Source organism: Enterococcus sp. OL5 (assembly GCF_006491895.1).
Lineage (GTDB): Bacteria > Bacillota > Bacilli > Lactobacillales > Enterococcaceae > Enterococcus_D > Enterococcus_D innesii.
In genome coordinates, this window is the sequence record NZ_VHIL01000010.1 from 107,649 (window position 1) to 133,692 (window position 26,044).

At 41.8% G+C, this 26,044-nt stretch carries 26 protein-coding genes; 14 read left to right on the top strand and 12 right to left on the bottom strand.

Features of this window, described 5'->3' with window-relative positions:
• Positions 1-133: 133 nt before the first annotated feature.
• The 11 genes from FJU10_RS12360 to FJU10_RS12415 all read left to right on the top strand — a co-directional run bounded on the left by FJU10_RS12360 (position 134) and on the right by FJU10_RS12415 (position 13,264).
• Positions 134-1,609: a helix-turn-helix domain-containing protein gene (locus FJU10_RS12360; RefSeq protein ID WP_008381810.1), complete on the top strand. Its 1,476-nt coding sequence runs from the start codon at positions 134-136 to the stop codon at positions 1,607-1,609.
• Positions 1,610-1,948: 339 nt separating this feature from the next.
• Positions 1,949-2,248, top strand: coding sequence for an LPXTG cell wall anchor domain-containing protein (locus FJU10_RS12365; RefSeq protein WP_140966060.1), 300 nt, complete (start codon positions 1,949-1,951; stop codon positions 2,246-2,248).
• Positions 2,249-2,266: 18 nt separating this feature from the next.
• Positions 2,267-3,067, top strand: coding sequence for a WxL domain-containing protein (locus FJU10_RS12370; protein WP_061053445.1), 801 nt, complete (start codon positions 2,267-2,269; stop codon positions 3,065-3,067).
• 85 nt (positions 3,068-3,152) lie between these two features.
• Positions 3,153-4,208 carry a DUF916 and DUF3324 domain-containing protein gene (locus FJU10_RS12375; protein WP_061053444.1) on the top strand — a complete coding sequence of 352 codons (1,056 nt, stop codon included), beginning with the start codon at positions 3,153-3,155 and terminating at the stop codon, positions 4,206-4,208.
• Positions 4,209-4,226: 18 nt separating this feature from the next.
• A complete protein-coding gene (locus FJU10_RS12380) occupies positions 4,227-6,599 on the top strand; it encodes a WxL domain-containing protein (protein ID WP_140966061.1) in 2,373 nt (790 codons plus the stop codon).
• A gap of 926 nt (positions 6,600-7,525) precedes the next feature.
• Positions 7,526-8,611 carry a polysaccharide deacetylase family protein gene (locus tag FJU10_RS12385; protein WP_223273054.1) on the top strand — a complete coding sequence of 362 codons (1,086 nt, stop codon included), beginning with the start codon at positions 7,526-7,528 and terminating at the stop codon, positions 8,609-8,611.
• A gap of 130 nt (positions 8,612-8,741) precedes the next feature.
• Positions 8,742-9,167: an RNA polymerase sigma factor gene (locus FJU10_RS12390; RefSeq protein ID WP_140966073.1), complete on the top strand. Its 426-nt coding sequence runs from the start codon at positions 8,742-8,744 to the stop codon at positions 9,165-9,167.
• 32 nt (positions 9,168-9,199) lie between these two features.
• Positions 9,200-10,039 carry an RsiV family protein gene (locus tag FJU10_RS12395; RefSeq protein ID WP_223273055.1) on the top strand — a complete coding sequence of 280 codons (840 nt, stop codon included), beginning with the start codon at positions 9,200-9,202 and terminating at the stop codon, positions 10,037-10,039.
• Positions 10,040-10,448: 409 nt separating this feature from the next.
• Positions 10,449-10,829, top strand: coding sequence for a MarR family winged helix-turn-helix transcriptional regulator (locus FJU10_RS12405; RefSeq protein WP_016613715.1), 381 nt, complete (start codon positions 10,449-10,451; stop codon positions 10,827-10,829).
• An 80-nt stretch (positions 10,830-10,909) separates the two neighbouring features.
• Positions 10,910-12,286: an MATE family efflux transporter gene (locus tag FJU10_RS12410; protein ID WP_140966062.1), complete on the top strand. Its 1,377-nt coding sequence runs from the start codon at positions 10,910-10,912 to the stop codon at positions 12,284-12,286.
• Between the two features lie 354 nt (positions 12,287-12,640).
• Entirely contained in the window at positions 12,641-13,264 is a 624-nt protein-coding gene (locus tag FJU10_RS12415; RefSeq protein WP_223273056.1) for a YoaK family protein, read from the top strand.
• A gap of 78 nt (positions 13,265-13,342) precedes the next feature.
• Here FJU10_RS12415 and FJU10_RS12420 read toward each other — a convergent pair whose 3' ends face one another.
• The 11 genes from FJU10_RS12420 to FJU10_RS12470 all read right to left on the bottom strand — a co-directional run bounded on the left by FJU10_RS12420 (position 13,343) and on the right by FJU10_RS12470 (position 21,797).
• Positions 13,343-13,882, bottom strand: a complete 540-nt coding sequence (locus FJU10_RS12420) for a DUF1697 domain-containing protein (protein ID WP_140966064.1) — start codon at positions 13,880-13,882, stop codon at positions 13,343-13,345.
• A 274-nt stretch (positions 13,883-14,156) separates the two neighbouring features.
• A complete protein-coding gene (locus FJU10_RS12430; RefSeq protein ID WP_101699532.1) occupies positions 14,157-15,548 on the bottom strand; it encodes an oxaloacetate decarboxylase subunit alpha in 1,392 nt (463 codons plus the stop codon).
• Positions 15,545-16,099, bottom strand: coding sequence for a citrate lyase holo-[acyl-carrier protein] synthase (citX, locus tag FJU10_RS12435; RefSeq protein WP_140966075.1), 555 nt, complete (start codon positions 16,097-16,099; stop codon positions 15,545-15,547). Before citX ends, FJU10_RS12430 begins: the two co-directional genes overlap by 4 nt.
• The gene (citF, locus tag FJU10_RS12440) at positions 16,080-17,612 is read right to left on the bottom strand and encodes a citrate lyase subunit alpha (protein WP_005233060.1); all 1,533 of its coding nucleotides are present in this window, start codon (positions 17,610-17,612) and stop codon (positions 16,080-16,082) included. Before citF ends, citX begins: the two co-directional genes overlap by 20 nt.
• A gap of 2 nt (positions 17,613-17,614) precedes the next feature.
• On the bottom strand, positions 17,615-18,502 hold the full coding sequence (citE, locus tag FJU10_RS12445; protein WP_005233062.1) for a citrate (pro-3S)-lyase subunit beta: 888 nt from the start codon (positions 18,500-18,502) through the stop codon (positions 17,615-17,617).
• The gene (gene citD / locus FJU10_RS12450; protein WP_005230465.1) at positions 18,490-18,798 is read right to left on the bottom strand and encodes a citrate lyase acyl carrier protein; all 309 of its coding nucleotides are present in this window, start codon (positions 18,796-18,798) and stop codon (positions 18,490-18,492) included. The genes citE and citD overlap by 13 nt, the downstream gene beginning before the upstream one ends.
• Before the next feature lie 12 nt (positions 18,799-18,810).
• The gene (gene citC / locus FJU10_RS12455) at positions 18,811-19,806 is read right to left on the bottom strand and encodes a [citrate (pro-3S)-lyase] ligase (protein WP_140966065.1); all 996 of its coding nucleotides are present in this window, start codon (positions 19,804-19,806) and stop codon (positions 18,811-18,813) included.
• A 12-nt stretch (positions 19,807-19,818) separates the two neighbouring features.
• Positions 19,819-19,944 carry an OadG-related small transporter subunit gene (locus FJU10_RS19720; protein ID WP_008381833.1) on the bottom strand — a complete coding sequence of 42 codons (126 nt, stop codon included), beginning with the start codon at positions 19,942-19,944 and terminating at the stop codon, positions 19,819-19,821.
• A 24-nt stretch (positions 19,945-19,968) separates the two neighbouring features.
• Entirely contained in the window at positions 19,969-21,084 is a 1,116-nt protein-coding gene (locus tag FJU10_RS12460; RefSeq protein ID WP_005233072.1) for a sodium ion-translocating decarboxylase subunit beta, read from the bottom strand.
• A 23-nt stretch (positions 21,085-21,107) separates the two neighbouring features.
• On the bottom strand, positions 21,108-21,521 hold the full coding sequence (locus tag FJU10_RS12465; RefSeq protein ID WP_140966066.1) for an acetyl-CoA carboxylase biotin carboxyl carrier protein subunit: 414 nt from the start codon (positions 21,519-21,521) through the stop codon (positions 21,108-21,110).
• A 9-nt stretch (positions 21,522-21,530) separates the two neighbouring features.
• Positions 21,531-21,797: a hypothetical protein gene (locus FJU10_RS12470; RefSeq protein WP_223273057.1), complete on the bottom strand. Its 267-nt coding sequence runs from the start codon at positions 21,795-21,797 to the stop codon at positions 21,531-21,533.
• Positions 21,798-22,309: 512 nt separating this feature from the next.
• Here FJU10_RS12470 and FJU10_RS12475 point away from each other — a divergent pair.
• From FJU10_RS12475 to citG, 3 genes are all read left to right on the top strand, one after another.
• Entirely contained in the window at positions 22,310-23,656 is a 1,347-nt protein-coding gene (locus FJU10_RS12475; protein ID WP_008381841.1) for a CitMHS family transporter, read from the top strand.
• 116 nt (positions 23,657-23,772) lie between these two features.
• Positions 23,773-24,468, top strand: a complete 696-nt coding sequence (locus tag FJU10_RS12480; protein ID WP_005233081.1) for a GntR family transcriptional regulator — start codon at positions 23,773-23,775, stop codon at positions 24,466-24,468.
• Positions 24,461-25,324 carry a triphosphoribosyl-dephospho-CoA synthase CitG gene (gene citG, locus FJU10_RS12485; protein ID WP_223273058.1) on the top strand — a complete coding sequence of 288 codons (864 nt, stop codon included), beginning with the start codon at positions 24,461-24,463 and terminating at the stop codon, positions 25,322-25,324. The genes FJU10_RS12480 and citG overlap by 8 nt, the downstream gene beginning before the upstream one ends.
• Here the strand turns inward: citG and FJU10_RS12490 are convergent.
• Positions 25,301-26,017, bottom strand: a complete 717-nt coding sequence (locus tag FJU10_RS12490) for a response regulator transcription factor (protein ID WP_008381846.1) — start codon at positions 26,015-26,017, stop codon at positions 25,301-25,303. The genes citG and FJU10_RS12490 overlap by 24 nt on opposite strands.
• Between the last annotated feature and the right edge of the window lie 27 nt (positions 26,018-26,044).

Here is a 26,044-nt window from a genome sequence, read left to right on the forward strand (position 1 = left end):
TGAGCCTTTTTGTGTTTAGAAGCAGCTTATTTTTTTATGAAGTGGTTAAGAGCCGTGTGTTGCTCATTTTTTGTTGTTGTGTTATGTATGTAACATCTAGACAAAAGACGTAGTGAGATATGAGGCGGAGAATATGAGAGACTTACAGTTAGCATTTATCAGTAATCGCACAACTAAGCGCTTATTTCGAGTTTTGAGTGTGATGGAACGAGATCGTTTATTTACAATTGGTGAAATGGCAGAAAAGATGCAAGTCACACAACGCACAATTGCAAATGATCTCAAGTATGTGAAAGACTATTTTGGTGATTGTATCACCCTAATTTCGGGGAATAGTGGCTTTCTTTTTGAAGAGAAAAAACCTTCCGTGTACCAAGAAAAGAAACAAGATTTGCTAGAAAATGAGTGTTTATTTGAAATCATCGGTCATATTTTTCAAGGGGAATTGATGGATATTGACGAGTTGGCCCATCATTATCATTTTTCTGAGAGCACGTTTCGACGGTTGTTGGGTCAATCGAACAAAATATTGAGCAGCTATCGGTTAAAATGGGTGTCGAATCCATTGACAATTGAAGGGAGCGAAGCGGATTTACGGAAATTCTTCAAAGACTTTTATTACGAAGGGATTGATACTGCCCATACCCTTGTTCCCGACCCCGCATTGCATGAGTTGGTCTTAACCCAGTTAAACAACAAACTAGGACAATATGATATTGGCTCTGGAACAACACCAGCTGCTTTTTACTATACTTTTTTTATTGCAATCAAACGGGCGAGCCTTGGTTTTCCGATAACAGTCCCGAAATACTTGATTGAATTAGCCTACAAAGGAAATAGCTTCTCCCTCCTGTATTCTTTAAAAGACGGAATCAACAAGCTTTACGGCGTAGAACTAGCGAAGGAAGAATTTGCATGGATTTATTTAGTTACTATTTGTAAACGTACCTTAGATCGAGAAGCATCGGAGGAAAAGTTCTACCAGCAGTTTCATCAAGGATCAGAAATTGCCAAACTTACGGAGGCTTACTTACAAGAGTTTGAGCTCACAAATGAGAGCTATGCCAAGATAAAAATTTTCTTGCAATCCTTCTTTTTGTCTAGAAAAGTGAACTATGCGTTAGCTCCTGCATTGAACAAAGAGGCACAGGACATCAAAGAATCTCTCATGCGTTCTGACAATGAAAACTATCAACGGAATTTACGATTTTTAAAGAAGCATCAAAGAAAAGACTTTTTGGCTGCGCCATATCTTGAAGATATTTGTGTGAGTTTAACGATCTACAGTGATTTGATTTTTGATTTTTATTCACCGACAAAAAGAATTTATTTTCTTCTAGAAGGTGATCACTTCATCTGCCAACAGATTCGAACTCGTGCAATGCAACAGTTTGGGACAAAGCACACGTTGACCTTTTTGCCATTGCAACATCTGACACAAGAAATATTAAATGCCGATCATATTGATTTGATTGTCACAAACTATAATCGGTACCTCTTAGACTATATTATTGAAACAGATTACTTGTTATTGAAAGCTGTCCCAGATGAGCATGACTGGCGGAATCTGGAAAGAAAAATTGATCCGTATCGAAAACCATTTCTCTAATCTCCGTACACTCGTTAAAAGTATTAACGAGTGTTTTTTTCATTTATTTCATCTGTCTATGAAAATGTTGATTCCAATTTGACCAAAAAATCAGGTAACCTTAATCATGTAAGAAAAAGGTATGCATACAAACTTACAAATAAAAGTATCAAAAACCTTCGTTTTTTAGAATAGATATTTGTTATGTATTCTCTAAAATAGAAAACCTAATCTAATAACTTTCCAAGACATTCGATCCGATCGAATGTCTTTTTTTGTCGTCAACCCAAAAACGAAGAATTTTGAGATACAACAAAGGGGAGGATCATGATTGAGAAAACAAAAAGGTGGATAATATTTATGGGAATACTCTCAGTTTTATCATTACCGTTGGTAAACGCTGCAGAAGTCCAGCAAGTTGAAACAAATGGGACCATTGGATTTACTGGTGTCTATGAACCCATTGGTACACCTGATCCAGCGCCGCCCGAAACTATTGTCAGATCACCAATTACCGAAGTGGCCAAACCAGATGGTACGTTGCCACAAACAAACGAAATAGGACATTCATGGCACGCTTGGCTAGGCGTTTTTCTAATCAGTTTCGTCTTCCTCTTATGGAAACAAAAAAGAAATCATAATAAAAATCTAAAACAATAAGAAAGCAGGAATAACCAAATGAAATTTATTCGTTTAGCAACAATTGCCGCACTATCAACTACTATTTTAGCAGGAGGAGCAGCTTCTGTTTTTGCCGATGAAATGAGAGAAGTAACAACCGAAGGTCAAATCCAGTTTACAGCGGATGAAGACGGTGATCTGGAAGTCATCCCTCCTGTACCTGATCCGGATGTGATTATTCCACCAATTATCGATCCAGTTACAGGTCCATTGTCTATCGTACAGGCACCTACAATGAACTTTGGTACTCAGGTCATCTCCAACCAAGATCAAACATATAATATGGTTGCAGAGACTGCTGAACTCGCTAATCCAGAAGAAGGTGGGCCTACTGACGTTCCATATATTAGTTTTGCTCAAGTACAAGACGTTCGTGGAACCAATGCTGGATGGGATCTAAAAGTGAGCTTAAGTGATTTTGAAGCTCCAGAAGCACAAAATAAAATTCTAACGGGAGCGCAAATCACCTTTGCTAATGCTCAGTTAAATTATGAAGGTAGCAATACTGATAACGAACCTACAGTGCACCAGGCTGGACTAACATTACTTCCTAATGGTGCAGCGCGTTCAGTGATGACTGCGGCACAAGGACAAGGTGCAGGAGCTTCTTCAGTTATCTGGGGAGACCAAGCAGACTTGACTGCCCAATTTGAAGCAGAGGACTTTAATCCTGAGACAGACGTTGTAGAAAACAACGCAATACAATTGTCGATTCCAGGTTCAACAGCCAAAGATGCGACAACGTATACGTCAACGCTAACTTGGGAATTAAACTTAACACCTGGAGACGAACTATAAAAGCCTTGTAACCATTTGTTTTGAAACTCTCGGCAGCGTCACAGTAAAATTGTGACGCTGTTTTTCTAAGAAAGGAGACGTAACCTTGAAACAAACAACTTTAGCTCATCGTTCTCAAAGAGCCTCTTGGTGGGTACTTACGCTTCTTTTTCTTCTTTTTGGAATTTTTCCATCAGTAGCTCAAGCGGAGGAAACACTGTCATTTTATGTCACGCCTGAATTTCCTGAAAGCCAGGTAGAAGGATCAAATAGTTATTTCGATTTGAATCTAGCAGCTGGAGCAACAGAAACCTTAGCATTGAAACTGCAAAATGTTAGTAGTGACCCAATTCAAGTGCAAGTAACCCCTCATACAGCGTATACCAATGTTCATGGAGTCGTTGAGTACGGAAAAGATGCCCAAGAACCAGATAGTAGCCTTACTTATTCATTGGACGAATTGATTGACTCATCTGGCGTCATTGAACTGGCAGGAAATGAAACCCAAACAATTAGTGTTCCTTTACATATGCCAGAAGAATCGTTTGAGGGATTTTTAGCGGGAGGTCTACGGATTTCGGAAGTCAAAGAGGAGCAAGAAGAAACGGCAATCAATGAAGAAGGCGTAGCGATCAAAAATGAATTTGCCTATGTGATTGGGATTGTTGTCAGCAATTCTCGGGATTCAGTTCAACCGGATCTCGATTTATTAGCTGTTTTTGCAGATCAGTTGAATTATCGGAATGTGATTAGTGCAACGATCCAAAACTTCACGCCTACCTTTGTCAATCGAATAGCGGTGGAAGCGACAGTACAACGAGCAGGAGAAAACGAGGTTCTTTATGAAGCGAGTGAAGAAATGATGCAAATGGCGCCTAATTCTAATTTTGATTTTCCAATCTCGTTAGAAGGCGATCGCTTTCAAAGTGGCGACTATGTATTGAAATTAAGAGCAATATCTGGTGAAGATGAGTGGGTATGGGAGAGACCCTTCACAATTAAAGCAGATGAAGCCAGGGCATTGAATCAAGCAGATGTGACCATTGATTCAAGTATGAATTGGTGGATGATTGGCGCAATCATTTTACTTGTTCTTTTACTGGGGGTCATTCTTTATCTACTTATTCAAAAAAAGAAAGCAAACAGAAGCGAACAAGAGTAGTAAAAAGGAGTGAATGGAATGACCACGAGATTAAGAAGACCGCTGCTTCTATTAGGGGCGTCTATTCTAATGATGCAAGCATTAATTCTATCGATTGGCATGGTCTACGCTGAGACAACGATGGACACTGAGGAACAAAAACAGGTAGAACACCCATCCATGAAAAACCTTCAAAAAGAAGAACAGGCTAGTGATGCGCGCTTTTTCTTTACTCAGGCGCGGATGCAAGGGACGGTAGAAGAACCCATACAAGTAACCTTCTTTTCTGATCAAGAAGTTTCAGAGGCACGAGTATTTTTACCTGAAGAAGCAACGCTTATCAACGAGCAGTTACCGGCAGGGGGATCAGTCGAACAGATAGAGCAGTCTCAGGAATGGCTGGTTCAGTCAAAACGGGCGCAAAATACGTTTGTTCTTCCTTTAGTATTTGAACAAGCAGGACGCTATGAACTGTCTGTGGGAGGAGCAACGGCTTATCTTGAAATCAGTGAACAAGAAGATAGTAATGTGGAGAACCCTACTGAAGGAATAGAAGCTTCTGATGATGCTCAAACAGTACAAGCGGATCTGGAAGCGAAAGAGAATGCAATAGAAGAGAATCAAATGAAGGAGCAGCCATCGCAAAGTTTAGATAATGAATACAGTTCAAATGCTACCGTCACAAAAGATAATTTTTTGCAGCATTTTGACTTACAGGGTTCTGCAACGTATGATTCAGAAACAGGGGAAGTAACCTTAACTACAGCTAGTAATAATCAAGTTGGAAATGTTACATTGAAGGAAAAATTAAGTGTAAATTATCCATTTGTTTTGACAGGGAAGGCAAATATTGGTTCTAATACGAATGGTGCAGATGGTATGGCTTTTGGTTTCCATAGATCTGAAAATTCTGCTGTTGGAAATAGTGGAAACGGTATGGGGATTGCTGGCCTAACAGGAGGCTTTGGATTCAAATTGGATTCAAATTTTAATACAACTCAGGGAGCGGGTGCAGCTAGAGATCCGGCTGCTTTAGGTGGGGCTCCTTTTGCTGGATACGTTTATCATGAGACGAATGGTTTATTGACTACTTATATGGGAAGCGATGCTCCAGCAAAGCGAACAGGTACATTGAATGGCGCTTACGATGATATAGTCATTGAGTATCTGCCAAGTGAAGAAGCAAACATTTTCCGTATTAACTATAAAGGAGAAACCTGGGAACGAGATATATCCGATTGGCAAGGAATCGATACTACTGCATTATCTTTTTTAATCTCAGGAAGTACAGGTGCAAGAAACAATGTTCATAGCTTTATATTTGAACAGATGGACTATGTAATAGGGACAGGAGAAGTTGAAGTCAGTTATCGTGATGCAGCTACAAATGAAGAAATAATACCTAGTCAATTGTTAGAAATTCCTTTTAAATCAGAGGCAGTTCTTAATCCAAATTCAGGGATTGATGATGAACCGTACCTTCTTGGTTATGACTATATTCATGTTGAGACAGATGCACTTTATTTCGATGAAACAAACAATACCATAAAACCAGAGGCTGAGCGTCGGAATGTTACTTACTTTTTTAATCGTGCTGAGTCCGAGGTGACAATTCATTACATTGATGATGCCGGGACAGTTATTTCGCCATCTGATACAATCATTGGTTATGTGAATGAGGAGCTAGAAGTAACGATTAAAGAAATAGAAAACTACAAGTTTTTATTTGAAAGAGACAATCAATTATTGAATACGGTATTTACTCGAGAGCAACAAAATTATTGGCTCGTTTATATCTTACAAGGCTCCATGCCACCAGTAGATCCATTGGATCCTGAAATAGAAGTGAGCCCAGAAAATAAACCAGAGCTGCCAGAAAATCAAGGGCTTCTGAGTATTGACTTCATTTCCTCCTTTAACTTTGGCTCGCAACCTATCTCAGTTCATGACCAAACCTATTACGCGCAACCACAACGTTTATTGAATGAAGACGGAACTGTAAATGAGATGGAAGAGCGTCCTAACTATGTTCAGATCAGCGATCGTCGATCAGCTACTGAGCGTAATGGCTGGCAGCTATCGGTTACCCAGACGAAACAATTTGAAGGATTAAAAAATCAACAGCTTACAGGTGCGAGTATTACTTTCTCAAATCAACAATTAGTGACCGCTCAAGGTGGCGATACCCCTTCTTTACAGACAGCCAACCCGTTAACGTTGGTACCAGGAAACAAGCGAGCACTGATTCGTGCAGAAGATACTGAAGGAACAGGCACATGGATCTATCGTTTTGGAGATGAGCATACAGCAAGGGAAAGTGTTACGCTCAACGTACCGAAAGGTTCAAATCCTGAAGCCACAAGCTATTCCACAACCCTGATATGGGAATTGAATGCTATTCCTGATAATTAAAAGAGAAATTTCTTTTTTCCTTTTTCTGCCATTTATTAATAAGACGGCTAGATTGGTTCGAAAAAAGATGAATAGTTCGTGTATGATCCTGGTTCATTCAAAAGAAAGTCAAGCCATGACGAACAAAGAATTAAAAGAGAAACTAAGCGTCATGCCACCAATAGTTAAAGGAAATATCAAACAAATCAAGACATATTTCAAAGAAATCTGTGGTTATGATCTAAGTGTAGAAAAGAAGAATTCTATCGTATTCAATGTGTCATAGAGTTTGCATAAATACAAATTATCTTAAAAAAGGCTTCAAAAAAAATTTTTTGAAGCCTTTTTTTGTTTTCCGCAAGTATTAAGATTAAGAACTAACGCTATTGTCTAATGACATAGTTAAGGGAAAACGTAAAGGTCTGATGTCAAAGCTAAACCTTAAAGGAAAAGATAGGAAAAAACGAATAATTTGGAAGTTACTATTTTTCGCTAATGAATTTAGACAGCAACATTATGGAGATAAAGGAATCACGATTAAGAAAGTTCACGATTGATAAAAACTTGCTAATAAATGAAACTAATTGACCTGTTCTTTCGTCATACCCTATAGAACAACGAAAGAGAGGAAATACTATGAGAAAAAAATTACTGTTAATAGCTATATTCTGTGCATTGATTCTTACGTTAGTAGTGGGTGTCACGTATAAGTACCTAATGAGTCAAGTGTATGGAGAAGAACAAACAAATTTTGAAACGCAAGTCGAAAAAACAATTAAAAATGCATTTTTGATCGTGATATCACTCAGATTGAAGAATCAAAGAGTGGCGATAATCAATACAATAAATATTACCTGTACTATTCTGCGACTGAAAATAAAAATATTATAAAACAATTGGAAGCTCAAACTCAGGTTGCTTCGAAACAATTGAAGGATTCTCGGTCAATGGTGCTTTCCTATGTCAATGAGGAAAAGGTGAATGATGCCCTTATTAATCGACAATTAGTAACAAAGGAATATATTTGGGATGATAAAACAAAGTCTTTGAAATATTTAGGTGAATTAAAAGAATTATCTGAAATACTCTTATCCAAAAATCGAAATGAGCCTCGATTAAAAGATATTGTCAACGATGAATCAGGCTTGCTTGCGATAAACAGAATTGTACAAGAACAGCTACTTAGTACTCGAACTAAATTAAAATCGACAATTGATGAGGAAGAATTAGATCAAGTGTTAACAAATGACTTTTTAAGCAAGGATAGTAAGATAACCATTCTCCCTCACTCAATACAAATCGCTTTTGATAAAGAGGTCTTAGGGGTGACAAAGATGACTGTCGACATTGAAAAAATTCTGCCTTTTATTGATCCAGCGATCATTTCTGATAATAATCTGCCAAAAAAATCCTTAGACCAAAAAAGAAACTATATCGCGCTCACCTTTGATGATGGACCTAATGATACGTCTACTAAAAAATTACTAGGAGAGTTAAAAAAAGAAAAGATCAAAGCGACTTTTTTTGTTTTAGGTCAGATGGTTGATAAGCACCCAGAGGTCGCGAAAAAAATAGTGGGAGAGGGGCATGAAATTGGCAGTCATTCATACACTCACCCAGACTTGACTCAAGTAACCCTGGATAAAGTCAAAGAAGAAGTGCTGAAGACTGATAAGGCAATATTTCATGCTACAGGGGTATTGCCAAAACTCTTTCGACCACCTTACGGAGCAGTAAACGGCGCCGTTGCCAAAACCATCGGATTGCCTATTATTCAATGGAATGTAGACTCTGAAGATTGGCAAGTCAAAAATAAAGATTTGATTGTAAATAAGGTAATTGATACTGTAGAAAATGGATCAATCATTTTGATTCATGATATCCATGAACGTTCCGTAGAATCCATTCCAGAAATGGTAAGTCAACTAAGAAAAAGAGGCTATGAGTTTGTGACTATAAGCGAATTGCTCTCTTATGGACAAAAACCACTAAATCAGTATTTTGGTTTAGCTGACCAAAGAGAAATTAAATAGCAGTCTTTTCTAGTCCCTTGGAGAGTTGTGGAAGGAGTGATCTTTATTTTTAAGAATAGAAGTCAAACAAAAAAAAGTGCGCTATTATGAGCATCTACTGGAAGAACTGATAGAAGGTAAATATGATCAAATGTATCGAATTGCCTACAGTTATGTTTATGATCATGAAGATGCTTTAGATGTCCTGCAGGATAGCTTTCAAAAGGCGTTAAAAAGCTTTAGAAACACAGTAGAAATTGATAATTTTCAAGCATGGTTCTATAAAATTTTAGTAAGAACCGCGATTGATCAATGGCGAGTGAAGAGACTAAGACCATTTGGGTTAGCCTTTGAAGAAACTATAGAACTAAGTCATTTTCGTTTCGATCAAAGTGAATTTCTTGAACTAAAGGAAATTCTAGAGAGAACGCCTAGTCCGGAAAGAGATATCATCATTTTAAAATATTTTGATGGATTTACCTTGCAGGAAATTGCTCAAATACTTAATTTAAATGAGAATACGGTGAAAACGAAGATGTACCGTTCTCTTGTTCAATTTAAGCATCTTTTAAATTAAAAAAACAAGATATGAAAAGGAGAATGAGCGAAATGAAACAGCACACGTTTGATGGAGAAAACCAGGAACAATTAAAGCGTGAAATAGTTGCACGTTTTCAAATAGAAAAGGCAAAGGTATACGAAGAAAAGAAGCGAAAAGTACTTAGAAGAGGCGTCGAAAGCGTGATCTTGGTGGTTTTTAGTTTTTTGATTATGCTTCAAAATACTACCTTTAGAGGTTTTGCATCAGAAATACCTATTTTGGGGGATTTGGTATCAATTATAACTGGGGAAACGCTTCTGTTCAGTCAAGAGGAAGCAGAAATCACTATTGATGTGCCTAAGATAACAGAAGAAAATCAAGTGTATTCGCAATTAAATGAAAAATATCTCCGTGAAGGACAACGAGCATATCAAAGTTATACAGACGTAATAAATAAGGTGGACGAAAAACAAATGTATGTCAGTGGTACCTATGATGTGAAAGTCAATGATAATCGATTTTTAGTAATCGACCGTACGTTTGAAGAGACAGTGGGGAGCACCAATGTCGAACATCGATTTGATACATTCGATAAAAAGAACGAGGTCTTATTATCATTAAAGATGTTATTTAAAACGGAAAACTATTTAGAGGTGCTGGCTCAGGAAATTGAGCACCAAATGAAAGAGCGGATGAGAGTAAATAGCGATATCAAATATTGGGTTTTAGACTATAATGATACAAATTGGTTGGAGAATGATCCGAATTTTTATATTAATGAAAATCATGAACTAGTTATTTCGTTTGATAAATATGAAGTTTCGGCTGGATACATGGGGACACAAGAGTTCATAATACCTACTACAGTATTGAAGCCGATCTTAGTTGACGCAAATTATTTTAATTAGATCGATAAATCAGTTTAAGCTTATTCGGAAAATGATTTCTGGATAAGCTTTCTTTTTTTCGCTAGCAAGAGCGGAAAATAAAGCCTACTTTTCTAATTGGCTGTGATACCATGAGGGAAAAAATCGACGAACCCAGGGGCTCTTTTATACACGTTTACTAAAAAGGCAATAAAAAGTCCCTTGTTGTCTGCTTTTGTCAGTAACTTTTCCACAGTGTGGAACTCCCTAGCCTTACTACCATTATTGAATTTGAAAATAATTAGAGGTCTAATTATTAGGTAGCGAATCTTTTTATTGACTTTCCTTTTTAACCGGTGTATATTCTTTTCGAATAGTTAGATATCTAACTATTCGAAAAGGGGGAGTCGTTTTGGAGGAACTGATCGTTTCGAATTTGATGCGGTCCATTATGAATAAGTCACGGGAATCGATGGAACTGCGTATAAAAGACCTGGATATCAGTCAACAGCAAGGAAGAATGATTGCGTATATCGCACAAAATGAAGACAAGGGATTGATTCAGAAGGATTTGGCCCAAGTGTTTCAACGTCGTGATGCCAGCATCACAAGTATGCTTCAAGGGTTAGAAAAAAAAGGGTATATCGAACGCCGCATCCCAAAAAATAATGAGCGGCAAAAAAATATATACGTTTTGCCCAAAGGAAAAGCGTTGATTGATCAAACCAATGAAGCTTTTTATGCGGCAGAAAAAGAACTGGTCCAAGCACTGAATGCAGAAGAAGTCGAAGAACTGACTCGTTTGTTAAGAAAAATCGATCAAAGTCTATGAGCAATAAGCAGTCAATCACTGCTTATTACATTAAAGTTAGAATTCTAATAGTTAACTATCTAATTAAAGGAGGAATCATCATGGAAGAAGTCACAATGAATGAATCCAATATTTACTACTTAAGCGAAAGTCCGGTGCGAAAGGCAATTGCCCATTTATCGATCCCGATGATGGTTGGTATTTCAACCACGACGATCTATAATTTGATTAATGCTTATTTTATTGGATTGATCCATGATACCAATATGATGTCGGCGATTACCTTGGCGATGCCCATTACGATTCTGTTGATGGCCGTTGGGAACATGCTGGGTGTTGGTGGAGGAAGCTATATCACACGACTACTAGGAAATGGAGACACTCAAAAGGGCAAGAAAGTTGCCGGCTATGCGTTTTACTCGAGCATCCTGCTCGGTGTGATCATAGGGATTGTCGCAGTAATTTTCATGGATCCGTTTATTCATTTACTAGGAGCAGGTGGGCAGACATTTTTGTATACAAAACAGTATTCACTGATTTTGTTTGTTGGTGGAGCATCGTTCATTTTAAATTTTGCTTTGGAACAGTTGGTGCGTTCAGAAGGGGCATCAAAAGAATCAATGTATGGCATGTTCGTTAGTGTTGCAGTGAGTATCCTACTTGATGCATTATTGATTCTCGTCTTTAACCTACATGTGATCGGTGCAGGGCTATCACTAGTGATTGCGAATATCGCTTCAACAACGTATTATGTCTGGTTCCTAGAAACGAAAAGCGAGACATTGAAGGGCTTTTTAAAGAACATGAAACTTTCAATCAAAGATCAGCTAGAAGTTTATAAAATAGGGATATCCGAGCTGTTTAAATCAGCTTTCATGATCGTCACCACATTATTATTGAACAATTTTTCTGCTGAATATGGAGACAATGTTGTGGCTAGCTTTGGTATCGCTGTTCGAATCACGCAATTACCGGAATTTTTAACAATGGGTCTATTTTTGGGCGTCATACCGTTATTTGCCTACAGTTTCTCTGCCCATAACACGAAACGAGTGAAAGAAGCACTGAAAGAAGTATCTTTGTGGATAGGTGGGATCTCCATCCTTTTTGCATTGATTGTGTATTGGTTGCGAGTGCCTGTGCTGGGGTTATTTACAAGTGATCCTCGTGTGATCCAAGTTGGCTTAACGATTTTAGGGGCACAGTTGGTTTCTTCGATCTTTAATGGTTTCTCTGGTTTATTCACGGGCATCTTTCAGGCATCTGGACTAGGTGCTCAGACCGGAGTGATGTCCACGATTCAAGGAACATTCTTTATTCCGATCGTTTTATTGCTGCATCATTTCTATGGATTGGATGGATTGATTTGGTCAATGACGATTACAGAAGGTATCGCGTTTGTTGCGGGTGTCTTAATGATGATTCCTTATCTAAATAAACTAAATAAGGATGACCTGCCCGCCATGCAAAACCAGTAGCATATAAGAATCAGGTGCGTTTGAACTATTGGTTTCTAAATGAAAAGATAACGAAAGGTTTCTTTTCGAACGTCCTATAAGGAAAGCCCAACGAAGTTTGCTTTGTTGGGCTTCTTTACTTGCTATATATTTCCTTTTCGTTAAAGTAAGAGGAGATGTTGATTCTGTTATACTTACTATTGAAAAAAACTCCATTTCAAGGATAAACGATCTTTTTCATGTATCAATAGAAGAAAAGCGTCTAAAACAAATGCTATTAGCAAAATTATCAAGCGATTGAGGAATCTACTATGCAAAAAAAAAATTTATAAAGTTGTCTCTGTCTCGAATAACAGTCGTCTGTTTGCGATTTTAATGGCTTTTTCAGGTGGGGCATTAGATGTCTATTCTCATAATTACTTTCATGGATTAGTTGCTACTCAAACTGGGAACATTATTTTGATGGCTTCGAATTTATCCCAATATAATTGGCAGCAAATGCTGCCTAAGATCGTATCGATCATTTTGTTTACGGTAGGATTTTTATTAGGTATTCTTCTAAAGCGCAGCAATTTCAGTCATTATTGGCGCAGTTACACCATGCTACCTGTTATTTTATCGAGCTTGATCATTCCATTGTTGTCTCAAAACTTGCACCTTTTTAAAATTGGTCTGCTTGCTTTTGGCAGTGGCTTGCTGATGCTGACGTTCACTGGAACGCAAATCGAAGGAAATCCTTATACGATCATGATGACCTCAGGCAATTATCGGAAAATGCTAAATGAATGGTATCTTTATCTGACCTCACGGAATAAAACGTCGCTTCAAAGACGCAATGCCCATAACTATACGATCGTCGTGCTCTCATTTGTCATTGGTGCTTGTTTACTAGCCTTTGTCAGTCTTGTTTTGAAAAAATATTCAATTTGGATCGTAACCTTCACGTTTCTGCTGGCTCTTTTTATTGAAATCCATCAAGCGAAAAAGACGATTCGATAGTCAAAGAAAAACCGTCAGAGGGACTCCTTCTGACGGTTTTTCTTATAAGTTGAAACAGGAATATTTTTTAGAATGTCGTCACAGCTCCGCAATCTTCCTTACGGTATTGATGGTCCGAATCGTAATCTGCTTGCCGACGCTAGTGCTGGCTGTTTTTTTCCACCAATTGGTTTTTTGATAGTCTTTGCGGAGGTAGGACCAGAAGACGACGTCTTTGTAAGGAAAAACCTGTTCAAGGGTGGCATTCGGAGCCCCGAGTTTTTCAGATAACTCCTCGTAGGACAGTGAAGGCATCAAAAAGATCAGGTTGTCATAGATGGTTTTATCTTCCGTTCCTGACCAGTCAGGTATATGGGTCAAGCGTTCCTGCAGCTCTGTTTGGCGAATGATATAAATAGCGATATCAAAGGAAAAGTACCGTTTGATCATTGCTTTAATCGTTTCGGCAAGGGCTTGTGGATCATCCTCTTCGCTAGAAAAAATCACATTGCCACTATTCAAATAAGTGACCACATTGCTAAACCCCAGTTCTTCAAAAACGGCTTTCAATTCTTTCATAGAAATTTTGTTCTTTCCACCGACATTGATGCCTCTTAATAAAGCGATGTATCGTTGCATGGATAACTCCTCCTTTAAAACCCTTCTTTTAGCTGATTATAGAATGGATGGAGCGGAAGTACAATCCTGGCTTCTCAGCTACCCAAAATACGTGAGCGAGAAACGACGAATGCAAGCTTATTGGTGGAGTGGCTATGGCGCATGTATTTTTGCGCTGCTAATTAGTAAAAACGAATAAACAGCCTGTAAATGATAACAACCCTCACAAATCTGCTCAAGCAAGCGAATTTGTGAGGGGCACTTTCAGTCGTTTTCTCTGTTTCTGGCTTCGTTGTTAATCCACCGCAATCCTCACAGACACGGTCTGTACGGGGACATCATAAAAGGGATCTTCTCGTCGGCCTAAAAAGTCTTGGGCTTGTTGAGGGAAGAGGGCGTACATCAGCACGTCTTCTTCGCTTTTGGCATACTCAGCGATTTCTTCCCGAAAGGCTGGCAGTTGTGGTGCCAGTAGATCAGCTGGTCTGACGGTGATCACTTCAGCATCTCCGATGATTGTTTCTTTGATTTCGTCGGTGATGGGTGCTGGCGATTGACCGTAAAGTCCTTTGACGTAATCTTTGATCTCACTTGGGACAAGTTTGTAACGTTCTCCTGAAATCACATTCATCAAGGCTTGGGTACCGACCATTTGCGACAATGGGGTCACTAGTGGCGGATAGCCCAAGTCTGCTCTGACTTTTGGTACTTCTGCTAGGACTTCTTCATACTTGTCTTGCAATCCTTGTTCCGTCAATTGGCTGAGTAGGTTTGATAACATGCCACCAGGTACTTGATAGATCAAGGTTTTAGGTTCAATATCTTTGACTTTTGGATTCAGCAGACCTTCTTCACGGAAGCGATCACGAACGGGATTGAAATGTTCAGCAATCTCAGCGACTTTCTGCAAATCAAGTCCCGTAGCAAAGCCGCAATCTTCTAAGGCGATCGCCACAGATTCGGTTGCTGGCTGACTGGTGCCGCCAGCAAAGGAGGAGATGGCGGTATCAATGATGTCTGCACCGGCTTCCGCAACTTTTAAGTAAGTCATCTCAGCGATGCCGCTGGTGGCATGGGTATGGACTTCTAGCGGTAGATCGACGGCATCTTTGATTCGGCTGACCAGCTCGTAGCCAGTTTGCGGTGTCAAAACGCCTGCCATATCTTTGATACAGATGGAATCGGCGCCGAGGTTTGCCATTTTATGGGCAAGGTCGACGAAGTAATCCACCGTATGGATTTGGCTAGTAGTATAAGAGATTGCTGTTTGACAGTGTCCGCCGGCTGCTTTTGTGGCGCGGATGGCGGTTTCTAAATTGCGGACATCATTTAAGGCATCAAACAAACGAAGAATGTCGATGCCGTTTTCAACCGATTTGGTCACAAAGTCAGCAACGACGTCATCGGCATAGTTTTTGTACCCTAAGAGATTTTGCCCCCGTAAGAGCATTTGTAGTTTGGTCTTTTTCACTTCTTTGCGGATTGCGCGCAATCTTTCCCATGGGTCTTCATTTAAAAAACGCAGACAAGCATCGAAGGTTGCGCCGCCCCACATTTCCAAGGCATGATAGCCCGCTTGATCCATGGTTTTTAAAATCGGTAGCATATCGCTGGTAGGCATTCGTGTAGCGATCAGACTTTGTTGGCCGTCCCGCAAGACGGTTTCGGTAAATTGGATTTTTTTCATTCTTTCACTCTTTCCTGAATGATTTTACGGATCTGCTGCTGTATATCTGCTACGCTATGAGTTCTAGAACGGCCACAAACTTTGGCATCTTGTTCACAGACGTAGCAGCTTCTTGTCGGCAGTCCGATTTCGGTGCGGCTGATAGGTAAAAGCTGGTCTTGGTTTTTGGCTAAGACATCCAGATCCACCAATCGACCATAAGGATGATGGGTCTCAATCTGAACCATCATTTGTTTTAGTTCATAAGGATCTGTGGGCAGTACGAGATAATATTCCGGTCCGGTTTCCAAACTACGGTAGAGGTTTGCCAGTGGAATCAGTTCCTTGACGGCCTCTTCGATTTCCGTAATGAGTTCTTCAAAAACGGCGGTCAATGGGGCAGAATTTTTCACGGGACCGGGAATATTCATGGTGGCAACAAGCAATGCCGCTTTTTCATCCGCAGCGAGAAGCTCCCGTTGAAGCGAGCTTCTATTTTCTCGTGCCTGCAGCATGTCGATTAGCGTCACAGGGGTTCCTGAAAATAGGGCATCAGACATTTTTGACCACATCAATGATCGTGCCATCGCGGTATTCGATCAAAGCGACGGTTTTTTCCCCGTACTTGATTGGTTCGGGTTGACCGACAATGCTGTAGGCTTTTTCTTTTAGCTCTTCAATGGTGTATTGGGGAATATCCAATGCTTCAAAATGGCTGATCAAGTCTTTGCGAGCAGGATTGATGGCGATCCCGATTTCCGTAACGACAACATCAATACTGGCGCCCGGAGTGACGATCGTGTTGACGGTATCGACGATCGTTGGGATCCGTCCCCGCACAAGAGGAGCGATCACTAAGCTCATTTTGCACGCCATACTAGTATCTGAGTGGCCGCCAGAGGCACCGCGGATCACACCGTCAGAACCGGTGATGACATTGATGTTGAAATCCGTGTCGACTTCCAGTGCGGAAAGAATGGCGGTATCCAATTGATTGATAAACGCCCCTTTGCTTAACGGTGAGGCATACATATTGGCATCGATCTCGTAATGATTGGCGTTTTTCCCTAGCGATTGCGCGGAAGGATGATCAAAGTCTTGGACATCGATCAGTTTTTCCACTAATCCTTCTTCTAACAGTTCCACCATGGCATTGGTAATGCCGCCGAGGGCAAAGCTGGCTTTGATCTCATCTTTGATCATCGCTTCGCGTAAAAAACGAGAAACGGCTAATGCGGCACCGCCTGTTCCGGTTTGGAAGGAGAAGCCTTGTTGGTAGTAAGGCGAGCTGGTGATGACCTTGGCTGCATACTCAGCAATCAGCAATTCTTTTGGATTTTTGGTAAAGCGGGTCGCCCCTTTTGCGATCCCTGCAGGATCACCGATGGCGTCGACTTCCACGACATAATCGACATCCGTTTGGGGGATGCTGATTGGGGTATTTGGAAACGGTACCAGGGTGTCGGTGATGATCACGACTTGGTCGGCGTATTTTGCATCGACCATCGCATAGCCCAATGAGCCGCAGGTTGCTTTTCCGACGGTGCCATTGGCATTGCCATACGCATCTGAGCTAGGGGCCCCTAAGAAGGCGACATCGATGTGGATATCGCCGGCGGCAATGGCACGAGCCCGACCGCCATGAGAACGGATAATGACTGGAGCATCCATAATGCCTTCGGAGATTGCGGCACCGACTTTGTCCCGCAGACCGCTGGAGGTGATATTGGTTACGACGCCAGATTTGATATGTCCGATCAATGGTTCATGGACATTGGCGATGGAACTAGGGGCAATCGCAAGATTCTTGATGCCCATTTTTGCGATCTCGTCTAAAACGAGATTCATGATAAAATCCCCTTCGCGAAAATGATGGTGGAAGGAGATCGTCATGCCGTCCGTTAACCCTGTTTTTTCAATGGCTTCACGAATACTGCCCAAGACCTTGCTTTTGCCCGGCAGGACTGGCTCGATCTTGCGACTCGCTTCTTTGTAGGCATGGATATTGGCCGTTTCATTTTCAAAGACCCCGTATTGGTTGGCATAGCATTCAGGGATGTCTTTTCCTGCTTTGTTTAACACCATAATTACACTTCCTCCTCGGTAATCAATTTCGCTGCTTTGGCAAGGGCAATCACGCGTTCCGCTCGCTCAACGATTGGTTTATCGACCATTTTGCCATTCAAGGAGATCACACCAGAACCTTTGCTTTCGGCTTCGCGAATGGCCCAGATCACTTCTTTGGCCTGTTGGATCTCGGCTTTTGAAGGCGCATAGATCCCATTGACTAGGGGAATCTGCCGTGGATTGATCACTGATTTTCCGTCAAAACCAAGCTGCTTGATGCGAGTCGTTTCAGCGAGAAAGCCATCGGTGTCATTGATATCAGAAAAGACGGTATCGATGGCGGCGATCCCTGCAGCTCTAGCTGCATGCAAAATCATACTGCGGGCAAACAACAATTCTTGCCCATCTGGGTAGCGACGGGTTTTCATATTGGTGACATAATCTTCTGCCCCTAAAGCGATCCCGATCAAGCGGTCGGAAGCTGTGGCGATGTCTCGGGCATTTAAAACGCCTTCGGCCGACTCGATGGCAGCCATCATTTTGGTGGTTCCTACAGGCAGATCGTTTTCTTCTTCTACTTGTGTGATCACAGCGGCAACGTCAATGATATCTTGGGCGGTTTCGGTTTTCGGTAGTCGAATGACGTTGACCCCCGCTAGGACCATCGCTTCGATATCAAGGGCACCCACCGTGTCGAGGCCGTTGATGCGCACGACGGTTTCGATGGCAGAATAGTCAAAGGTTTTTAAGGCAAAATGCACCAGGGTCCGAGCAGAGTCTTTTTCATTCAAGGAGACCGCATCTTCTAAATCAAACATAACGGAATCGGCGCCATACAATGGCGCATCCCGTAGCATGGCAGCGTTAGCTCCTGGTACAAACATCATCGTTCTTCTTAAACGTTCCATGTGTCGATCTCCTTCCAAGCATACTGTTCTTGTTCGGCTGCCCGATGAACGGCTGTCAGAGTTCGGGCTTTGATGGTACAGTCCAATGCGCCTTTATCGGTGGCGGTGATTTTGGCCTGTGTCACGCCTAGATGGTTCAGCGTCTCAAGGATGACGGCGCGAATTTGTTTGCCGAATTGTTTTTCGACACTGCTATCGAGGGTCAGCTCGATGGTTTGGGTTGTGGTGGGCTCGATCGCGATCAAGATATCACTGGATTCAACGGAGCCGGCAACCGCACTTTTTTTGATTTCCACTTATTATCACCTCTAAATATAGTTATGCTGCATTAAAAATGAGAACGTTGTTTCTGGCAAAAATTGCTGCAAGAAAAGTAAATCTTTTTCTGCAATCGCTTTCCGAACGTTTGTAGCCGAAACGGTTGATTGGTTGATCTTCAGACGGTCGATCACGATCAGTTCAAGCTCGGGAGAAAAAACGGCAGCCATTGCCTCGTTGTAGAGTTGGGTCACGGGCGAGTAAGGCTCTGAGCCTACAAAACGCGTAGTGATCGCCAACAACGGCGCAATTTTTTCTTTGAAGAGGGTTGCATCAAAGGCGGCTTGTTTTTTGGCGATCGCCTCAGGTGCTTGCTCTTTCAAGAAATAACTGGGAAAAACTGCCGAAGAGACGAGATAGTTGTTGGTTGGCAGCACCGTTACATTTGGCAGGTGAGCCACGCCATCCGTCACCATCTGCAGCCGTTCACTGGCAGAAAATTGCGAGCGGTCTTCTGATAAAACGAACACATAAACCTGTTCTTTTTGACTCGCAGCCGTTTCGACTAAGTACAAATGTCCCTTGGTAAAAGGATTGGCGTTCATCACGATCGCGCCGTTGTTTTGTCCGATTCGCTGCCGTTGCAGTTGTTGGGCATAGCTTTCATAAGAAGGAACGCCTTGTTCCATGAACAAGATGTCTTGCGCAGCGAGCACTTCACGAAACCCGAGAGATTCAAAAAACAGACGATTTTTCGGTGCTGTATAGACGAAGGACTTGGTATAGCCCTCGTCTTTGATATGATCGCTAAGGTGCGAAATCAATTGCGTCAACAGCTGTTCGGAGCGTTTTTTTTCACAGACCACCACATACTTGATGATATTGGCATAGCAAGAAGCAGTAGCAATCAAGGTTTGCTGGTCAAAAATGCCGACGGTATAGGCTACTTCTTCACCGACGGCTAAGCCAGCACGGGTGATCAATTTTTGCCATTGCAAAAAGACTTCCGGATCTTTTTGCAGCCAGATTCTTTTTAGGGTATACATACAATGCCTTCTTTATTTTTTTACTGGGAAGAGCTTCGACAAAAGCAAGGATGCGAAGTAGATGATCAGGATCACGACAAAGACGCCGCCCCAACCGAATAACAACAATTCAAATGAAGTCAGTAAATCTTGACTCATAATTTTCCTCTCCTTTCTAGTGACCTAAGCAATCAGTGCCAGCAGTAAGCCACCGGCGATGACCGAAGCAATCTGTCCTGAAACGTTGGCACCGGCTGCATGCATTAAGATAAAGTTTTGCGGATCTTCATCTGTCGCCATTTTTTGGATGACCCGGCTAGACATTGGAAACGCAGAGATTCCGGCTGCGCCGATCATTGGATTGATTTTTTCTTTACGGAACAAGTTCAGCACTTTCGCAAACAACACGCCGCCGACCGAGTCCATAATGAAGGCAACCAGCCCTAAACCAATAACCATCAATGTATCGACTTGTAAAAATTCTTCATATTGCATTTTCACAGAAATTGATAAACCTAGGAGGATACTGATGATATTCACCAGTTCGTTTTGAGCGGTGATGGACAAACGATCTAAGACACCACATTCCCGCAAGAGATTTCCGAACATCAAAAATCCGACCAATGGCAATGAAACAGGAGCAATCAACCCTGCTACGATCGAGATCACGATCGGGAACAAAATTTTTGCCGTTTGCGAAACTTCTCCGGCACGATACGTCATACGGATTTTTCGTTCATGCTTGGTCGTCACTGCTTTGATGGCTACCGGTTGAATGATTGGTACTAGCGCCATGTAAGAATAAGCTGCCACCATGATCGCACCCATATATTTCGAGTTCAGCGTATTTGCGACAAAAATCGACGTTGGTCCGTCAGCGGCACCGATGATCCCGATGGAAGCCGCGTCGTTTAAATCAAAGCCAAGCAGCACGGCAACGATGATCGTAAAGAAGATCCCGAATTGTGCAGCGGCACCAAACAACAAAAGAAATGGATTTTGCAGCAATGGACCGAAGTCGATCATCGCACCAATCCCGATAAACAAAAGCAAAGGGAACAATTCAGTTGAGATCCCCATATCAAACAATACTTGGAACGGGCCAGCTTCTCCACCAGCACTTAACACACCTGAGTTCGGGAAGTTCACTAACAACGTGCCCAATCCCATAGGGACCAACAAGGTTGGTTCATATTCTTTCTTGATCCCCAAATACATCAATAGACCACCGATGAGCATCATAACGATCCGTCCCGGCTCCGATCCTAACCCGACTACACCTTCAATTAACGTTTCCACTACGTCACTTCCTTTTCAATAAATTAGCCGATCGTAATCAGCAGTTCTCCTGGGTTGACCATGTCGCCCGCATTGACTGCAATGGCAACAACGGTTCCTGCTTTTGGTGCCACGATTTCATTTTCCATCTTCATGGCTTCTAAAATCATCAATGATTGGTTTTCTTGCACAGTATCCCCCACATTGACCAAGAGACGTAAAATCGTTCCCGGCATTGGAGAATGAATCGGCTCGCCGTCAGCAGGAAGCGTAGCTGGCGCTGGCTGTGGTGCTACTTCTGGTTCTGGTGTGCTGACTGGTTCTGGTTGAGCAGGTGCCGCTGCTGGAGCCGGTGTTGGCACTGCTGGGGCAGGAGCGGTAGGTTGCGGGGCACCGATTTCTTCCATTTCGACAAGGTATTCTTGCCCATCGATCGCTATTTTAAATTTACGTAACATGTTTTTCCCTCACTTGTTTTCATTTTTTTTGGCTATTTTTTTGATTGTGAACTGAGAATCTGATAGCTCTCCGGCGGCGATACTGGCGGCAATCAGGGTGACTCGCTTAAATTCAGGATTGCGTTTCTCAATTCTTCGAATGACAAACTGACTTTCAGGGGAACACTCGGCACCTAGTGCGGCGGCTATCAGACTGACTAACGGATAATCTTCTGCAGGCGCCGGCTGATAGCCCGACACTTCTTGCCAATCAGACGCGGGTGGGTCCGCTATCATTTCCCTTGGCTTCAGAGGAGGACTGACAGGCGCATCTGGTTCATCATGCGTTTTTTTGAACAATCTTTTAATAAGATTCATGGGTTTCTCCTTTCTCAATGATTCGTTCCCTTTCATTATAGAAACTCCCGTTCAATCAGCGAGATTTATTTCGGCTGAAAATTGTTTTTTCAGTGTTCCTTTTTTGAGAAAAGAGTGAAAAACCGATATAAACGTTGATTTATCAAGGTTTTTCTTGCGTTAATATTCTGTTAAGAACTTTTTAAACGAAAAATAAGATTTGAAAAGAGAAATTGTTTTTTTGCTGTTCTTTTTTTAAACGGGTCTTTTTTTCTATTTCTTGATTGTTTATTCTTAGACGTGTAAAGCATTCAATAACATTATTTCCTTTAAGAAAAGAAAAATATTCACAAACTAGTGACGCTTGTCGCTAACAAATTACGGGCCTGTAATTTTTTTAAAATGTTTTTTGATAACGCTTACACATTTCGATGCATGAAAGGAAGAAGAAAATGTTCTTAACAATTTTGTCCTATGCCATGATTATTGTCTTCATGTTTGTCATCATGAAGAAAAAAATGTCACCCTTTACATCCTTAGTAATTATCCCATTACTATTTACCCTCGTTGCGATGGTTGCTGGTGTTTCCGAAAAAGGCAACATCGGTGATTTTGTCCTTGAGGGCATCTCGACAACAGCCAACACAGGAATCATGTTGCTGTTTGCGATTTTGTACTTTTCCATTATGTTGGATGCCGGTTTGTTTGATCCAATCACGAAAAAAATGATTTATTTTGCTAAAGGCGATCCGATGAAAGTCTTGATGGCAACGGCAGTCGTTGCTGCTGCGGTCTCTTTGAACGGTGATGGAACGACCACTACCTTGATCTGTTGTTCTGCGTTTATTCCCATCTATAAGAAGCTGAATATGAAAATGATGAACCTTGGTGTCTTGATCATTTTGCAAAACACCATCATGAACTTATTGCCATGGGGCGGACCGACTGCCCGAGCAATGGCCGTGCTGGAAGTTGATGCGGATATCCTTTCTTATTTGTTGCCAGGAATGATTTTGTCTCTGTTATATGTGATTTTCTTCGTGGCTCGCAGAATGGGGATCCAAGAACGGAAACGTTTAGGGGTTACGGAACTGACGAACGATGAGATATTAGAAATGACGACTGTGACTGATCCTGATACATTAGCGATCCGCCGTCCGAAAAACTTTGTCTTCAACGGTATCTTAACGATCGTCTTGATTGGCTGGTTAGTAGCAAGCTCCTTTATTTCTAGTATCGCTTTACCACCAATCTTGTTATTCCTTGTAGGTACTTGTATCGCATTGATGGTCAACTACCCAATTTTGAAAGATCAATCGTCACGGATCGGTGCCAACGGCGGCGACGCTGTGCAAGTAGTAATTTTAGTTTTTGCAGCGGGCGTCTTCATGGGCTTGTTCCAAGGCTCTGGGATGGCTACTGCCTTAGCGAATAGTTTCACGCAAATCATTCCTAAACAATTGGCTGGTTTCTGGGGCATAGTTATCGCCCTGATCTCTGCACCTGGGACTTTCTTTATTTCCAATGATGGGTTTTACTTTGGGGTTCTACCGGTCTTAGCAGAAGCGGGTCGTTCGTATGGCTTCACCAATATGCAGATGGCCTTGGCGTCCTTAATGGGCCAAGCGTTCCACTTGTTAAGTCCATTGGTTGCCTTCATCTACTTGCTATTGCGCTTGACTGGCTTAGATATGGGGCAATGGCAAAAAGAAGCGGCGAAATACGCACTGGGGATTTTCGTGATCTTCGTCGTTACGATCGTGCTATTAGGTCACATGCCGTTTTATATTCCACAGTAATTTCATAAAGAAACTATCGAGCAGGCTGCCATTTTGCTCGGTAGTTTTCCTTGTTTATCGATATATCTATTTTTTCCCAAAAATCTCATTTGTTTTTAGTATGATAGGAGTAAATCATGAATCCAATTATTGATGCAGTAAATAAAAATCTGGATCTGACCAAAAATAAACCATTAAAAGATTTGATCTATGAAGCGTTCAAAAAAACCATCATTTTAGGAGACATTCCCGCAGGCTCTCGCATCAATGAGAAAGAATTTTCCGATACGTTAAACATCAGCCGGACCCCAATTCGTTACGCCATGACTCAGCTGGTGGCTGAAAAACTGGTGGAACACGTACCAAAAATCGGCATCGTCGTAAAAGGGATCAGTATCAAAGATGCTTATGAGATTTACGATATCCGCAAATCATTGGATACATTGGCGACTATCAAAGCAATGGCCTTGATGAGTGAGGAGGATTTCCGGGAGATGCGCTGCTTGTTAGAACATGGCGAGCAGCTGAATCGTGAGGATGATGTGGATGGGGTCTTGAAAAACTTTTCTGACTTCAATGCGTTTATTTACGAAAAAAGCCAGATGCTGCGGTTAAAAAGTATCGTGCTGGATCTGCAAGCGTACCTCGTGTATTTTCGTGACATTGCGATTCGCTCTTCTAGAAGAAGGGATGCGGCATTGGCGGAACATTGGCTGATTTATCGCGGCATGAGAACCAATGACACGGAACAGATCACGTTGTTGACCCATGAACATTTGGATCACTCCCTGCAATTTATTCTTGCTGAAATGGAGCGAAGAAAAATTGACTGATTCCCGTCTTTTTATCGCCAGCAGCTATGCAGTCAATGCGCTGCATTATGAGGTAGCGTTAGCACCCAAGCCTGGTTTAGTAGATCCTTGCTCCTCTGGTGCGCATCAGGACATGAATGTGTTTACCTTTATCAACAGTATCACTTGTTTGGCGCCTTTTTTTCAGCGCTATAGCCAAGCTGGCTTTGCCCATACAGGCGACCTGATCCAGCTGTTTGACCAGTTACGTGGAATCGGTCAAGAAGCAGAAGAAGCGATGCTTCAGGCAACCAAAGGCATCAATACCCACAAAGGGGCGAACTTTTCCTTTGCAGTTTTGTTGGGGGCGACAGGAGTCTATTATCAACAGCATGACAAGGCTGTGCTGACGGCTGAAGATACTAATCAGATTCTGCAGCTTGCCGCCGACATCTGCCAGCATTTGGTCAAGCAAGACCTGCAGCAAATCACCCACAAAGACCAGTTGTCTTACGGAGAAAAAAATTATTTGACCTACGGCACGATGGGGATTCGTGGAGAAGCCGCAGCTGGTTATCCAACGGTTAAAAAACTGCTGGAGTACTTACGGCAGCAACCACAAAAAACCTCCGTTTCCTTGTTACGAGGGTTGGTCTATCTAATGAGTGAAACCGAAGACAGCAACCTCGTCCACCGAGGCGGCTACGAGGCGATGAAGACAGTGCAGCAGGAGATGCAAAAAATTCACGAAGCCAATCTGTCGGATACAGACTTGCTTCGTGAATTAACGACCTATGATCAAGTATTGATTGCACGCCATTTGAGTCCCGGCGGCTCGGCGGATCTTTTAGCCTTGGCCCTTTATTTCTTGCAGCTAGAAGGCGTCTCCTTCTGGTAAAAAGGTATAGCCGATCCCCCAAACGGTTTTCAAAAAACGGGCTTGCTTCGGCTCATCTTCAATTTTGTTTCGCAGATGATTGATAAAAACCATCACGGTATTGGCATCGAATTGGCCATCTTGCCAAACATTGCTGTAAATCTGTTCTTTCGAGAACACTTGATCCGGATTTTCCATGAAAAAGCGCATCAGCATGATTTCTTTTGAAGACAACTTGATGGGCTGATCATTTTTGAAAAACTGATAGCGTTTTTGGTCAAAACGAAACATGCCGCTGCACAGATCCCCTTCCGGTTTGGCGATCCCTTTTTCTCGCAGCACGTTGCGGCGATCAAGAATCGAAACGATTTGTGCTTTTAAGAGTGCCGGTGAAAAAGGCTTCGTAATGTAGTGATCGGCACCGATCTCATAGCCGTTGATCATATCTTTTTCGTCACTTTTACCGCTCAAAAAGACGATCGGCACCGTGGGGTTTTCTTCTCGAATCAGTTGTGCCAAATGATAGCCGTCATTTTCATGCTCCAAACTGATATCCAGTAAAAAAAGATCAAAGCTGACACGAGAATTGATCGCAATCGTTTTTTCAACGGAATCAGTCTGGTAGATCAAAATGCCCGTCGATTGTAAAGATTTCCAAATCAGCCGCCGAATAGCAGGGTCATCATCAACGATTAAAATTTTTTCATCTCGCAAAATATCCGCCTCCTGTATCAATAGTAT

Excerpts from the sequence above, each read along its gene's own strand:
- FJU10_RS12360 (WP_008381810.1), top strand. The coding sequence starts at position 134 with ATGAGAGACTTACAGTTAGCATTTATCAGTAATCGCACAACTAAGCGC.
- FJU10_RS12365 (WP_140966060.1), top strand. The coding sequence starts at position 1,949 with ATGGGAATACTCTCAGTTTTATCATTACCGTTGGTAAACGCTGCAGAA.
- FJU10_RS12370 (WP_061053445.1), top strand. The coding sequence starts at position 2,267 with ATGAAATTTATTCGTTTAGCAACAATTGCCGCACTATCAACTACTATT.
- FJU10_RS12380 (WP_140966061.1), top strand. The coding sequence starts at position 4,227 with ATGACCACGAGATTAAGAAGACCGCTGCTTCTATTAGGGGCGTCTATT.
- FJU10_RS12385 (WP_223273054.1), top strand. The coding sequence starts at position 7,526 with ATGGTGCTTTCCTATGTCAATGAGGAAAAGGTGAATGATGCCCTTATT.
- FJU10_RS12390 (WP_140966073.1), top strand. The coding sequence starts at position 8,742 with ATGTATCGAATTGCCTACAGTTATGTTTATGATCATGAAGATGCTTTA.
- FJU10_RS12395 (WP_223273055.1), top strand. The coding sequence starts at position 9,200 with ATGAAACAGCACACGTTTGATGGAGAAAACCAGGAACAATTAAAGCGT.
- FJU10_RS12405 (WP_016613715.1), top strand. The coding sequence starts at position 10,449 with ATGAATAAGTCACGGGAATCGATGGAACTGCGTATAAAAGACCTGGAT.
- FJU10_RS12410 (WP_140966062.1), top strand. The coding sequence starts at position 10,910 with ATGGAAGAAGTCACAATGAATGAATCCAATATTTACTACTTAAGCGAA.
- FJU10_RS12415 (WP_223273056.1), top strand. The coding sequence starts at position 12,641 with ATGGCTTTTTCAGGTGGGGCATTAGATGTCTATTCTCATAATTACTTT.
- FJU10_RS12420 (WP_140966064.1), bottom strand. The coding sequence starts at position 13,882 with ATGCAACGATACATCGCTTTATTAAGAGGCATCAATGTCGGTGGAAAG.
- FJU10_RS12430 (WP_101699532.1), bottom strand. The coding sequence starts at position 15,548 with ATGAAAAAAATCCAATTTACCGAAACCGTCTTGCGGGACGGCCAACAA.
- citX (WP_140966075.1), bottom strand. The coding sequence starts at position 16,099 with ATGTGGTCAAAAATGTCTGATGCCCTATTTTCAGGAACCCCTGTGACG.
- citF (WP_005233060.1), bottom strand. The coding sequence starts at position 17,612 with ATGGTGTTAAACAAAGCAGGAAAAGACATCCCTGAATGCTATGCCAAC.
- citE (WP_005233062.1), bottom strand. The coding sequence starts at position 18,502 with ATGGAACGTTTAAGAAGAACGATGATGTTTGTACCAGGAGCTAACGCT.
- citC (WP_140966065.1), bottom strand. The coding sequence starts at position 19,806 with ATGTATACCCTAAAAAGAATCTGGCTGCAAAAAGATCCGGAAGTCTTT.
- FJU10_RS19720 (WP_008381833.1), bottom strand. The coding sequence starts at position 19,944 with ATGAGTCAAGATTTACTGACTTCATTTGAATTGTTGTTATTCGGTTGG.
- FJU10_RS12465 (WP_140966066.1), bottom strand. The coding sequence starts at position 21,521 with ATGTTACGTAAATTTAAAATAGCGATCGATGGGCAAGAATACCTTGTC.
- FJU10_RS12470 (WP_223273057.1), bottom strand. The coding sequence starts at position 21,797 with ATGATAGCGGACCCACCCGCGTCTGATTGGCAAGAAGTGTCGGGCTAT.
- FJU10_RS12475 (WP_008381841.1), top strand. The coding sequence starts at position 22,310 with ATGTTCTTAACAATTTTGTCCTATGCCATGATTATTGTCTTCATGTTT.
- FJU10_RS12480 (WP_005233081.1), top strand. The coding sequence starts at position 23,773 with ATGAATCCAATTATTGATGCAGTAAATAAAAATCTGGATCTGACCAAA.